At 61.0% G+C, this 12,174-nt stretch carries 11 protein-coding genes; 9 read left to right on the top strand and 2 right to left on the bottom strand.

Translation table 11 applies throughout. The annotated features are described in order from the left end of the window. Positions 1 to 471 precede the first annotated feature (471 nt). Positions 472 to 831, top strand: a complete 360-nt coding sequence (locus AACY50_RS18685) for a DUF6124 family protein (protein ID WP_339432888.1) — start codon at positions 472 to 474, stop codon at positions 829 to 831. Positions 832 to 1,072: 241 nt separating this feature from the next. Here AACY50_RS18685 and AACY50_RS18680 read toward each other — a convergent pair whose 3' ends face one another. Both AACY50_RS18680 and gspI read right to left on the bottom strand, forming a co-directional pair. Then, complete coding sequence (locus tag AACY50_RS18680) at positions 1,073 to 1,711, bottom strand: EcsC family protein (RefSeq protein ID WP_305438237.1); 639 nt, start codon at positions 1,709 to 1,711, stop codon at positions 1,073 to 1,075. A 252-nt stretch (positions 1,712 to 1,963) separates the two neighbouring features. Beyond that, complete coding sequence (gspI, locus tag AACY50_RS18675; protein ID WP_339538982.1) at positions 1,964 to 2,338, bottom strand: type II secretion system minor pseudopilin GspI; 375 nt, start codon at positions 2,336 to 2,338, stop codon at positions 1,964 to 1,966. 148 nt (positions 2,339 to 2,486) lie between these two features. On the opposite strand from gspI, the gene gspG reads away from it, so the two are divergent. The 8 genes from gspG (at position 2,487) to AACY50_RS18635 (ending at position 12,169) form a co-directional block, all read left to right on the top strand. Beyond that, on the top strand, positions 2,487 to 2,945 hold the full coding sequence (gspG, locus tag AACY50_RS18670; RefSeq protein WP_123533611.1) for a type II secretion system major pseudopilin GspG: 459 nt from the start codon (positions 2,487 to 2,489) through the stop codon (positions 2,943 to 2,945). Between the two features lie 8 nt (positions 2,946 to 2,953). Continuing rightward, the gene (gspK, locus tag AACY50_RS18665; protein ID WP_339538981.1) at positions 2,954 to 3,910 is read left to right on the top strand and encodes a type II secretion system minor pseudopilin GspK; all 957 of its coding nucleotides are present in this window, start codon (positions 2,954 to 2,956) and stop codon (positions 3,908 to 3,910) included. Further along, positions 3,907 to 5,085, top strand: a complete 1,179-nt coding sequence (gene gspL, locus AACY50_RS18660) for a type II secretion system protein GspL (RefSeq protein ID WP_339538980.1) — start codon at positions 3,907 to 3,909, stop codon at positions 5,083 to 5,085. Before gspK ends, gspL begins: the two co-directional genes overlap by 4 nt. Further along, positions 5,078 to 5,626 carry a type II secretion system protein GspM gene (gspM, locus tag AACY50_RS18655; protein WP_339432892.1) on the top strand — a complete coding sequence of 183 codons (549 nt, stop codon included), beginning with the start codon at positions 5,078 to 5,080 and terminating at the stop codon, positions 5,624 to 5,626. Before gspL ends, gspM begins: the two co-directional genes overlap by 8 nt. Then, positions 5,623 to 7,983 carry a type II secretion system secretin GspD gene (gspD, locus tag AACY50_RS18650; RefSeq protein ID WP_339538978.1) on the top strand — a complete coding sequence of 787 codons (2,361 nt, stop codon included), beginning with the start codon at positions 5,623 to 5,625 and terminating at the stop codon, positions 7,981 to 7,983. Before gspM ends, gspD begins: the two co-directional genes overlap by 4 nt. Next, a complete protein-coding gene (gspE, locus tag AACY50_RS18645; RefSeq protein WP_339432894.1) occupies positions 7,980 to 9,386 on the top strand; it encodes a type II secretion system ATPase GspE in 1,407 nt (468 codons plus the stop codon). The genes gspD and gspE overlap by 4 nt, the downstream gene beginning before the upstream one ends. Continuing rightward, entirely contained in the window at positions 9,386 to 10,597 is a 1,212-nt protein-coding gene (gene gspF, locus AACY50_RS18640) for a type II secretion system inner membrane protein GspF (protein ID WP_339432895.1), read from the top strand. The genes gspE and gspF overlap by 1 nt, the downstream gene beginning before the upstream one ends. 459 nt (positions 10,598 to 11,056) lie before the next feature. Continuing rightward, entirely contained in the window at positions 11,057 to 12,169 is a 1,113-nt protein-coding gene (locus tag AACY50_RS18635; protein WP_339432896.1) for a substrate-binding domain-containing protein, read from the top strand. Positions 12,170 to 12,174 lie beyond the last annotated feature (5 nt).

Below are 12,174 nucleotides of genomic sequence, written 5' to 3'. Positions count from 1 at the left end.
CCTGGCTCGGCGTCATGAGCTGTACGAGCAAGCTCGGGAGAAATGCCCGGAACGCTGGTCTGGCCAGACAAGAAACTGGGAGCCGATGGGCACTGTGATGTTGAACCCGGATCGGCAGCAGCAGACCAAGAAAAGAGCGGCATAGTTAGACGGCGACGCGACAACAACCTTGAAAAACGCCGACAGCTACGCCAGAATCCGCCGGCTTGTGCGCTTTGTACCTGGTCTTTATCGTCTACGTGTCGCTGGCAACCCAGCGACCGGGTTTAGCGACCCGACCAGGTATAAGTGCAACGACGCTCCAGTTTGTCGCAGACGTTTGCGACGACGATATGGTGGCTGTGCGTGGGAGACCTTCGGGTCTGCCGGGTCTTATACCTCTCGGTTCGCTAACCCGCGTACAGCTGCCACCCTTACTTGTTTAGCGACAGGTGTCGGTGGTTCCACCAGGTATAAAAATGGAGCTTCACCGTGATCAAACCCACACCCAACCCGCCCGAAACCGACTCGGTTTCCCCCTACGAATCCCTCGACTCAAAAAAACTCCACGAAGCCGCCGACCGCGCGCTCGACCATTACCTCTGTCCGCCCGGTTCCACGCCGCCGCCACGCAAAACCCGCGGGATGTACGCCGTGACGGCGGACAACAAAAACGAAGAACTGCTGATCGATGCCAGTGAAACACTCGCTTCGGCGCAAACCATCGCGCAGAACGTCGCCAGTCTGTTGCCGGCATCGCAGCGTCGGGCGTTGTTGGGGATTGCGCAGTTGATCATGCTCGGGGAGTTGGCGGTGAATCGGGCGTTGGATAATTTGCAAGTGCCGGGGTGATGCGGGTGCCGGGATCACCTGGTGATTGATCGGGTGTTCATTCTGGCGCCTTCGCGAGCAAGCTCGCTGGGTTTTATGCTGATTGCAGATTTTGTGTAAGACGCTGAAACCGGTGGGAGCCAAGGACAGAGGGGACGGATTCATGTTCGAAAAATAAATCCGTCCCCTCTGTCGCGTTTGCTGTTTTTGGCTCTGCATTTCCTTGAACACGGGGAAATGCAGCTACCGCTAAGGTGGCCCGTTATGCAGTCGCCACGTCTTTTGGTGTAAATGTATCGCGCGCTACATTACCGATGGTGTTGGTCGTGTAGGCATCGAAACTTCCGCCAATCAGACCTCCCAGCAGCGGCACGGCTTTGCCAAGATTGATCACGCCTTTTTCACCAAACTTGGTGAACAGCTTGAAGCCGACCTTTTTGTTTATCTCTATCAAAGTCTTACCGGAAATCGACTTCACGGCGTTCATCGCGAGTTTGTTGCCCACGGCAATACCGATGTCTTTCAGCACTTCTTTGGCGGAGTTGGCTGTGAGACAGGCGAAAACGAGGGTCTTTACCTTGTCATCCTTCACATCGTAACCACCTAGGTGGGCGATGGCAGCGATCATGCGAATTTGTACGAAAAGCACACTTGTGATGTTGGCGGGCAACGCTACGGGCAGTGTAATTAATCCACCCAGGCCGGTAATGAAGCCTGAGGTGGCCGATTTGGTGTTCTGCCAGCGAATCAGGGAGTTAGCTTGATCGTAAGCAGGGCTTTCTTCCTTGGCGTAGCTGGCTGCGAGCTCCTCGGCGGAATCAAGACCGGAGAACCCATTCACAGATCTTTCGTAGGCCCAATCAAGTACCTGCATTATCTTTTCTTGACTTATCAGTTCCATCTTCAGTCTCAGCGTTTGAATGATGGCCTTATGATGCCATGTCTGCCTGGTTATTTGCATCACTCCGCTTTGAACAAATTCCCTCCCAATACCTTCGCCGCCGCGCTGACGGCATAACACCACTTTCTAAATAATCGCCCAGCCCCCCGCGATTAAATGCTGCAGGACAGAGGGGACACCTTTGTGGGCGCGATAAACGCCAACGTTTAAAAGTCAAAGTCAAAGTCAAAAGATCGCAGCTTTCGGCAGCTCCTACAGGGGGCGGCTTAGTAGGGTTTCTAGTCGGGCCAACGGGGGGGCGTCCTGGTTGCGGTCGAAGACCTGGATGCCGACTTTGAGCAATCGGCCGTTTTCGGCTGTTGCTATGGCTTGTTCGCAGCGGAGTAGCAGACTTCCTTGGTCACAGTCCTGCGCCTTTAGTCCTATCGGTAATTGACCTTCCAATTGCAACTCCGCCATCCGACTCTGCGCCGCAATCATCGCCACCGACCGATCCCGCAACACCCCATTGCTCTGCGTCATCAACCCCGCCACGCGCGCAGCCGCTGACATCGCCATGGCAATAATCGCCAGCGCCACCAGCACTTCAATCAGGGTGAACCCCGCTTCTTGCGAACGCGCACGCATAAATGGCCCAAAACCAAAGCACAGCCCTCGACGCTAACCCCCGTCCTTGACGGCTTGACGACGAAAACTCCCGAGGTTTTTCAACATCCCTGACATATCTTCTTGCAACACTGCGCGTCGAATCGAATCAAGCCAAAGGAATGTCGAGATGGATATCGCACCGTGCACACCGCCTGAACAGTCGCCGCGCAAGCCCCGTGGGCAGCAGGGTTTTACCCTGATCGAGATCATGGTGGTGGTGGTGATTTTGGGGATTCTGGCTGCGATGGTGGTGCCCAAGGTGCTCGACCGTCCGGATCAGGCGCGGGCGACGGCGGCGAAGCAGGACATTGGCGGGTTGATGCAGGCCTTGAAGCTGTATCGTCTCGATCACGGCACTTATCCGAGCATGAATCAGGGCTTGAAAGTGCTGGTAGAGCGGCCGGCGGATGCGAAGAACAGCAACTGGCGTTCGTACCTGGAGCGTTTGCCGAATGATCCGTGGGGCCGTCCTTATCAGTACCTCAATCCGGGTGCCAACGGCGAGATCGACATTTTCTCGCTCGGTGCCGACGGTCAGCCGGACGGCGACGGCGTCAATGCCGATATCGGTTCCTGGCAGCTTTAAGGCCGGCCATGAACAGACGTTCGCCTAATGGGGCGAAGCAACAGGGCATGGCGATCATCAGCGCGTTGCTGATTGCCGCCGTGGTGGCGGTGATTGCGGCGGGCATGTTGACGCGCCAGAGCGTTGCCACCCGTGCGCTGGAGGCCGATCAGCAGCGGGTGCAGGGGCGCTGGATGGTGCAGGGCGGCGTGGAGATCAGCCGCCAAATTCTTTGGGATGCCCGCCAGCGCGATCCGTTGACCCGGCTCGATCAGCCGTGGGCACAGCGCTTGGTGGCGCAGGGTTTCGAGGGGCGACTGGAAGACGAACAAGGCAAGTTCAACCTGCGCAATCTGGTGGCCAACGAACGTGTCGATGAGGCGCAGGTGCAGGCGTTTGAGCGTTTGTGCGAGTTGATCGGGGTCAGTGCCGCTTTGAATCAGCGTATCCGTCAGCGGGTGATCGAGTCGTACCCGCGCCTGTTGAATGTGCAGATTGCCGAGAACAACAACGGCTTCGACAGCGGTCGCGCCACATCGCCTAACGCCTCGCGCAAACCACAAAATCCGACGCTGCCGATGCTGCGCAGCATCGATGATTTGCGCAGTGTTGACGGTGTGAATGACGCGGTGATTGGCAAACTGGCGCCGTACCTCACGGTGATTCCCGCGACCACCTGGATTAACGGCAACACCGCCACTGCGCCGGTGCTGGCGGCGTATGTGCCGGGGCTGTCGCTGGCGCGCGCGCAGGCGTTGATCAATGAGCGTGACGCCGGACGCTGGTTCATCAACCGGGGCGACTTCGTTAACCGCTTGCGCATGCCGAATCTGGAAGTCAGCAGCGTCAAGGTCGGCATCACCAGCGACTGGTTTCGCCTGCGCGGTGAAGCGCGACGCGAGCGGCGCCGGGTCAGCCTTGATGCGTTGTTGCATCGTAGCCAGGACCGTTTGCCGCAGGTGATCTGGTCGCGGGTGGGCGTATGACTCAGTTAAGGGTTGCGCTGCCGCCATTGGCGGAACTGGACTTGGACAGCACGCTGAATTGCGCATGGCTGGATCGTCAGGGCCAGGTCAGCCGTGAAGACTGGCTGACGTTGGCGCAGTTGATTCAGCTGCCGAAACTGCCGCCACTGCTGTGTTTTCTGCACCCGGGGGACAGTCTGTTGGCGAGTATCGATCTGCCGCCGCTGCCCGCAAACAAGACCGCAGCGGCGGTGCAGTGCGCGGCGCAGGCGCTGATGCTCGGCGACAGCAGCGAAATGCACATCGCCCACAGTCCGCGTGACGAGGCGGGGCGGGTGCAAATCGCGTGGGCGTCGCGTCAACGCCTGCTGCACCTTGCGCATCTCCTCAAGCATTCCGGCCTGAACCTGCGCGGTCTGTACCCGGCGGTCTACAGCTTGCCGGTGCTGCCGGGCCTTGTCGCGTACGTGCAGGACGGCCATCTGTTGCTGCGCGAAAGTCTGCAATCGGCACGGGTGCAACCGTTGTTTGATGAAGGCGTCGACAACTCGCTGTGGGAGCCGGGCGTTACGCTGCACTGGATCGGCGCTGCGCCGCCACCCGGTGCCGAACTGCCCATGAGCGAAGCCCAGCGCTGGACCGGGCCGGTACCGGGGTGGGGCTTGCACGGCGCGGTGCAACAACAAAGCCATGAACATCGCGGCTGGGGGCGGGCGGTTGGTTTTTGCGCGTTGGCCGTGGCGGTGTGGGTAATCGGTTTGAACCTCTATGCCGCCCGCGAAGCGAGCCAGGGCCAGCAACTCAAGGCACAAATGAGTCAGCGGGTAAAACAGGCTTTCCCGCAGTTACCGGTGATCCTCAATCCGCTGCAACAGGCTCGTCAGCAATTGGCGGCGCGGCGCAAAGGCGCGGCGGATGATCCGGCGCAAACCTTCAATCGCCTGGTGCTGCAGGCCGGCACTGGCATGCCGTTCATGGCCGGCAGCGTCGAGCGTCTGGCCTATGTCGACGGGACGTTGCAATTGACTCTGCTGACCGACGCTCGCCGCAGCGGCAATGACAAGGATTGGCAAAGCGCCCTGGCCCAGGCCGGGACCAGCGTGACAGCCGACGACGAGGGCTGGACGTTGCGCCCGGCCGCTGAAGCCAGCACCCATGAAACCGAAGACAACAGCAGCGAGGCAGACGATGAATAAGGCTGCGTTTGTGGTGTACCGCGCCCGCTGGCAGGGCTTCAATCGTCAGTTGCAGGCGCGTTGGCAGCCGTTGGCGTTGCGCGAGAAACGTATGGTCGCGGGGATGGCCATCGCGCTGTTCGGGTTGCTGGTCTGGGTGGCGCTGATCCAGCCACCGCTGAAGAAAATCGCCTATTGGCAAGCCGAAACGCCAAAACTGCGCGCCCAGACCGAGGCGCTGCAAGTGCTGCTGCGCGAGGTCAACGTGCGCCCGGACGGGCAAAGCGTCGGCCAGTCACTGGAGCAAACCCTGCAGGCCAGTGGTCTGGCCGGACACTACCAATTACACGCCGCAGGCGCCGGTTCATGGCAACTGACCTTCGACGCCGCACCGGCCGACGCGGTGCTCGACTGGCTGCTGAGCCAGCCGTCGCAACGTTCTCTGCAAGTGGTCGAGGCCCGTTTGCAACGCACCGACAACACCTCGACCGAGGTTACTGCCGGCACTCTGTCAGGCACCGTTCGCATGGATCAGGCGCTGGGCGCTAAGGAAGCTTCATGAAGGGGTCAGGATCCAAACCGGCACGCATGGCATTGCCGATGCTGCTGATGGCATTGAGCGCGTGCAGCAACACCTCTACACCGCCAAATCCGCCGCCGTTGCTGGTCGACAGCGAACTCGGCCGGCCGTTGGCCAACACTCAGCGCAGCGGTGATGCGGTGCTTGATCGCGAGCGGGCTCAGGCGCAAGTCAGGCCCGCGCCCAAGCAATTGCACAACATCACCCAGCGCGCTCGTGGTAGCGCCGCCTCACGGGGCAGCGCCGTGCCGAGCAATCCGCTGGGTGATCAACCGGTGACGCTGAATTTTGTCGAGGCCGATATTCAGGCGGTGGTGCGCGCCTTGTCACGTTCGACCGGTCAGCAGTTTCTGGTCGATCCGCGGGTCAAGGGCACTCTGACGCTGGTTTCGCAAGGGCAGGTGCCGGCGCACCAGGCCTACGACATGCTGCTGTCGGCTCTGCGCATGCAAGGCTTTGCCGTGGTCGATGTCGGCGGGGTCGCCCACGTCGTGCCTGAGGCCGATGCCAAACTGCTCGGCGGGCCGATCTACAGCGCCGACAAGCCTGCCGGCAACGGCATGCTCACCCGCACGTTTCGACTGCAATACGAGAACGCGGTGAACCTGATTCCGGTGTTGCGGCCGATTGTCTCGCCGAATAATCCGATCAACGCCTATCCCGGCAACAACACCGTGGTCATCACCGATTACGCCGACAACCTGACCCGCGTCGCGCAGTTGATCGCCAGTATCGACACGCCAAGCGCCATCGACACCGACGTGGTACAGATCCAGAACGGCATCGCTGCTGACATCGCGCCGATGGTCGCTGATTTACTCGACACGCCGGGCAATGATCCGACGCAGAAAATCGCGGTGATTGGCGATCCGCGTTCGAACACCATCATCATTCGCGCCGGCAGTCCGGAGCGCACGGAACTGGCGCGTAATCTGATCTACAAACTGGATAACGCGCAGAGCAATCCGAGCAATCTGCATGTGGTGTATCTGCGCAATGCGCAGGCGTCGAAACTGGCACAGGCGTTACGTGGTTTGCTCACTGGCGAAAGCGACAGCGGCACCAGTGACAGCGCGCGTTCGGTGCTCAGTGCCATGGGCAGCAGCGGCAGTAATGGTGGCTCGAGCGCTCAGAGTGGTACGCAAACCAGCGGCACTACTTCGACCACTTCCAGCAACGGTAGCACTGGCGGCAGTTATGCCCAGGGCAGCAGCGCCACCAGCGGCAGCGCCCAAAGCACCGAACAGAACGTTGCGTTCAGCGCGGGTGGCGTGACGATTCAGGCGGACGCGACCACTAACACCTTGCTGATTTCGGCGCCGGAGCCGCTCTACCGCAACCTGCGCGAAGTCATTGATCTGCTCGACCAGCGCCGCGCGCAAGTGGTGATCGAAAGCCTGATCGTTGAAGTCGGCGAGGACGATGCCAGTGAGTTCGGCGTGCAGTGGCAGACTGGCAACCTGGGCGGCAATGGCGTGATCGGCGGGGCGAATCTCGGTGGTTCCGGGATCAACCTTAGCGGCAAGACCAGCCTTGACGTGTTGCCGCAAGGCTTGAACCTCGGTTACGTCAACGGCACCGTCGACATCCCCGGCATCGGCAAGATTCTCGATCTGAAAGTGTTGGCGCGAGCGCTGAAGAGCAAGGGCGGTACCAACGTGCTGTCGACACCGAACCTGCTGACGCTGGACAACGAAGCGGCGAGCATTTTCGTCGGCCAGACCATCCCGTTTGTCAGCGGCAGCTACGTCACCGGCGGCGGGGGCACCAGCAACAACCCGTTCCAGACCGTGACGCGTGAAGAAGTGGGGTTGAAACTCAACGTGCGCCCGCAGATTTCCGAGGGCGGTACGGTCAAACTCGACATCTATCAGGAAGTCAGCAGCATTGACGAGCGCGCGTCCAACAGCGCGAGAGCGGCGGGCATTGTCACCAACAAACGTGCGATCGACACCAGCATCCTGCTCGATGACGGACAGATCATGGTGCTCGGCGGCTTGCTGCAGGATGGCTACAGCCAGAGCAATGACGCGGTGCCGTGGCTGTCGACCATCCCCGGAATTGGCGCGCTGTTTCGCAACGAGCGCCGGGCGATCAGCAAGACCAACCTGATGGTGTTCCTGCGCCCGTACATCATTCGCGACAGCGAAGCGGGACGCAGCATCACACTGAACCGTTATGACTTCATGCGCCGCGCACAGGGCGGTTTGCAACCGGAGCGCAGTTGGGCGATGCCGGACATGCAGGCGCCGCAATTACCCACGGCGGCGCAAGGCGTTCCGGTGAGCAGGCCGACGTCGGGGCCGCGCGCCACGATTAAAGCAGTGCCTTTGCAATGAGCGTCTTGCCTTACGCCTGGGCCAAGGCTCAACGCATTCTGTTGTGTGACGGCGTGCTGACGGTGTGCCCGTCAACGCCCGGCTGGTCGATCAGCGAGGTGCGACGCCAGTTCGGCGCGGCAAAAGTTGCGCGGGTGCGCGATGACGAACTCGACGGTTTGCTCGCCGCCGCCTACGCCGACACGGGCAGCGCCGCGGCGGTGGTCGGCGCTGCTGAAAACGAAGTCGACCTTGATCGTCTGATGCAGGACATGCCGGAAATCACCGACCTGCTGGACACCCAGGACGGCGCGCCGGTGATCCGCATGATCAACGCGCTGCTCACCCAGGCCGCTCGCGATGAGGCCAGCGATATTCACATCGAACCGTTCGAAACCCATTCGGTGGTGCGCTATCGGGTCGACGGCACCCTGCGTGACGTGGTCTCGCCGCGCAAGGCGTTGCACGGTGCATTGGTGTCGCGGATCAAGATCATGGCCCAGCTCGACATCGCCGAAAAACGCCTGCCGCAGGACGGTCGTATCGCGCTGCGCGTGGCCGGGCGACCGATCGACATTCGCGTTTCAACGGTGCCCACCGGCCATGGCGAACGCGTGGTGATGCGTTTGCTCGACAAACAGGCCGGGCGTCTGCATCTGGAAACCCTCGGCATGGACGCGCAGGTGCTGGCCAAACTCGACCACCTGATCCGCCAGCCCCACGGCATCGTCCTGGTCACCGGCCCCACCGGCAGTGGCAAGACCACCAGCCTTTACGCGGCGCTGGCGCGACTCGATGCCAGCACCAGCAACATCCTCACCGTCGAAGACCCGGTGGAATACGACCTGCCGGGGATCAGCCAGATCCAGGTCAACGCCAAGATCGACATGACCTTCGCCCTCGCGCTGCGGGCAATTCTGCGCCAGGACCCGGACATCATCATGATCGGCGAGATCCGCGATCTGGAAACCGCGCAAATCGCTGTACAGGCTTCGCTGACCGGTCACCTGGTGTTGGCGACATTGCACACCAACGACGCGGTGTCGGCGGTCAACCGCTTGATCGACATGGGCGTCGAGCCGTTTCTGCTGGCCTCGTCGATGCTCGGCGTGCTGGCGCAGCGCTTGGTGCGGCGCCTGTGCAATCAGTGCAAACAGGAAGACCCGGCAGCCCCCGGCACCTGGCGCCCCATCGGTTGCCCGGCGTGTAATCAAACCGGCTACAGCGGCCGCACCGGCATTCACGAATTGTTCTGCATCGACGACGACATTCGCACCTTGATTCACCAAGGGGCAGGGGAGCAAGCCTTGCGCGCTTCGGCAGCCAAGGCCGGCATGTTCAGCTTGCGCGAGGACGGTGAGCGCTGGATTCGCAGCGGTGCCACCGCCCCCGAAGAAATCCTGCGTGTGACACGGGACGCCTGATGAATCGCTATCGTTTTGAAGCCGCCGACGCCAGCGGCAAAATCGAATCCGGGCACCTGGAAGCGGACAGTCAAACCGCCGCGTTCAGTGCCTTGCGTGGGCGCGGCTTGACCGCGTTGTCGGTGCAAAAGGAAAGCAACGTCGCCCATCAGGGCGGTGGTGGATTGTTCAGTGCCAAGCTCTCGGACAACGACCTGGCCTGGGCCACCCGGCAACTGGCGAGCCTGCTCGGCGCCAGTTTGCCGCTGGAAGCGGCGTTGAGTGCCACGGTCGAGCAGGCCGAGAAAAAGCACATCGCCCACACCCTCAGCGCGGTGCGCGCCGACGTGCGCAGTGGCATGCGTCTGGCCGAATCGCTGGCGTCGCGACCACGGGATTTTCCCGAGATCTACCGGGCGCTGATCGCGGCGGGGGAGGAGTCCGGTGATCTGGCGCAGGTCATGGAGCGGCTCGCGGATTACATCGAGGAGCGCAACAATTTGCGGGGCAAGATTCTCACCGCGTTTATCTATCCGGGCGTGGTCGGGCTGGTGTCGATCGGCATTGTGATTTTCCTGCTCAGTTATGTGGTGCCGCAGGTGGTCAGTGCGTTTTCTCAGGCGCGACAGGATCTGCCGGGTTTAACCCTGGCGATGCTTAACGCGAGTGATTTCATCCGCAGTTGGGGCTGGCTGTGCGCGGGGATCATGGCCGCAAGCTTCTGGAGCTGGCGCCTGTATCTGCGCAACCCGGCGGCGCGTTTGAGTTGGCATCATCGGGTGCTGAAACTGCCGCTGATCGGGCGCTTCATCCTCGGCCTGAACACCGCCCGATTCGCCTCGACCCTGGCGATTCTCGGCGGCGCCGGGGTACCGCTGCTGCGCGCACTGGAAGCGGCGCGGCAGACCTTGTCCAACGACCGCTTGAGCCTGAGTGTCAGCGACGCCACGGCCAAGGTGCGCGAGGGCGTGAACCTCGCGGCGGCGTTGCGGGTGGAGAACGTGTTTCCGCCAGTGCTGATTCACCTGATCGCCAGCGGCGAGAAAACCGGTTCGCTGCCACCGATGCTCGAACGGGCGGCGCTGACCCTGTCCCGGGATATCGAGCGGCGGGCGATGGGCATGACCGCGCTGCTTGAGCCCTTGATGATTGTGGTGATGGGCGCGGTGGTGCTGGTGATTGTGATGGCAGTGTTGTTGCCGATCATTGAGATCAATCAGTTGGTGCAGTAGCGGGTTTTGATGGTGTCTGATCGGGCCTCTTCGCGAGCAAGCCCGCTCCCACAGGAGGAACGCATTTCAACTGTGGGAGCGGGCTTGCTCGCGAAGAGGCCAGTCAGGGCAATAAATAATCCAGATTTTTTCCCAGGACTTCAGCATCACCCGACCGTTGACTCAACCATCCTCGGGTTCTCCTTTCTGTCATCTGCAACGACCCGTCAACGGCTCCAGCCCGATTCAGCCAAAACCCTGATCCAGACACCCCGCCAGCCACTGCAAACACCCGAGAAAATCGCGCAAAAATCACCGCGCACCTCCCGAGGTTTTTTCCTTTATCTGTCACCGGAACCTGCGAATTTCTCAGTGCGACTTAACCCGGGCCAACGCCTGCGAGGGCCAGGTGAGTCTTTCAAGTGTCATGCAGCCCCCTGAAAACCTGTGTTCACACCCTAGTTGAAAAGGAGATTCTTCATGTTCAAGCGCACTCTGATCGCCGCTTCCCTGACCGTCGCCGCTCTGGCCTCCGCTCAAGCCATGGCCGTTACCGGTGGTGGCGCAACTCTGCCAGCCGCTCTGTACAAAGGTTCTGCCGACAGCATCCTGCCAGCCAACTTCAGTTACGCCGCCATCGGTAGCGGCGGTGGCAAGACGGCTTTCCTGACCAACAACCCAGCCGGTTTCGGCACCACCGGCACTGTGCACTTCGCCGGTAGCGACTCGATTCTCAGCGCTTCGGAAATCAACACCTACAACACCAACTTCGGTGCTTCGTACGGCCCGCTGATCCAACTGCCATCGGTTGCCACTTCGGTTGTCATTCCGTACAAAAAAGCCGGCCAGACTGCTCTGAACCTGACCAGTGCTCAGCTGTGCGATGCTTTCTCTGGCGCAAAAACCACTTGGGGCGCGCTGCTGGGTACTTCCGACTCCACCAAGATCCGCATTGTTTATCGCAACGTCTCCAGCGGCACTTCGGAAATCCTGACCCGCCACCTGACTTCGGTCTGCCCGGCTCAGTTCACCACCAGCACCACCTTCACCAACGCTCGTCTGCCAGCCGGTTCGACCCTGCCTTCGAACTGGGTCGGCGTCGCCAGCACTTCTGAAGTCGCCACTGCCGTGAACGCGGTTGACGGTTCCATCGGTTATGTCGGCCCGGACGGCGTTGATGCGACCAGCAACGCGGTCGTTGCTCGTGTGAACGGTGTTCAGCCGACTTCGGCTAACGTCAACCTGGCACTGGCCGCTGTTGCTGCTCCGTCTACCGCTACTCAGGCTGCCAACCCAGCCAACTGGTCGCCCGTGGTACCTAACCCTGCCGTGGGTTACAAACTGGCTGCCTACACCAACTTCATCTTCGGCCAGTGCTACAAGGATGCAGCGGTGGCCGCTGACGTCAAAGCCTTCCTGACCACTCACTACAGCAACCCGGGTAACAACACCGCGACTCAGGCTCACAAATTCGTCGCTGTGCCTAACGCCTGGAAAACCGCTGTAACCGCCAACTTCATCACCAACACGTCGGGCTACAACCTGGACATCAACAACGCCAGCGTCTGCAACGCTATCGGTCGTCCTTTGTAAGCTCA

The organism is Pseudomonas sp. RA_15y_Pfl2_54, from assembly GCF_963971015.1.
GTDB lineage: Bacteria > Pseudomonadota > Gammaproteobacteria > Pseudomonadales > Pseudomonadaceae > Aquipseudomonas > Aquipseudomonas baetica_A.
This window is presented reverse-complemented; position numbering and strand designations above follow the sequence as displayed.

Excerpts from the sequence above, each read along its gene's own strand:
- AACY50_RS18635 (WP_339432896.1), top strand. The coding sequence starts at position 11,057 with ATGTTCAAGCGCACTCTGATCGCCGCTTCCCTGACCGTCGCCGCTCTG.
- gspG (WP_123533611.1), top strand. The coding sequence starts at position 2,487 with ATGGATATCGCACCGTGCACACCGCCTGAACAGTCGCCGCGCAAGCCC.
- AACY50_RS18680 (WP_305438237.1), bottom strand. The coding sequence starts at position 1,711 with ATGGAACTGATAAGTCAAGAAAAGATAATGCAGGTACTTGATTGGGCC.
- gspI (WP_339538982.1), bottom strand. The coding sequence starts at position 2,338 with ATGCGTGCGCGTTCGCAAGAAGCGGGGTTCACCCTGATTGAAGTGCTG.
- gspE (WP_339432894.1), top strand. The coding sequence starts at position 7,980 with ATGAGCGTCTTGCCTTACGCCTGGGCCAAGGCTCAACGCATTCTGTTG.
- gspL (WP_339538980.1), top strand. The coding sequence starts at position 3,907 with ATGACTCAGTTAAGGGTTGCGCTGCCGCCATTGGCGGAACTGGACTTG.
- gspM (WP_339432892.1), top strand. The coding sequence starts at position 5,078 with ATGAATAAGGCTGCGTTTGTGGTGTACCGCGCCCGCTGGCAGGGCTTC.
- gspD (WP_339538978.1), top strand. The coding sequence starts at position 5,623 with ATGAAGGGGTCAGGATCCAAACCGGCACGCATGGCATTGCCGATGCTG.
- gspF (WP_339432895.1), top strand. The coding sequence starts at position 9,386 with ATGAATCGCTATCGTTTTGAAGCCGCCGACGCCAGCGGCAAAATCGAA.
- gspK (WP_339538981.1), top strand. The coding sequence starts at position 2,954 with ATGAACAGACGTTCGCCTAATGGGGCGAAGCAACAGGGCATGGCGATC.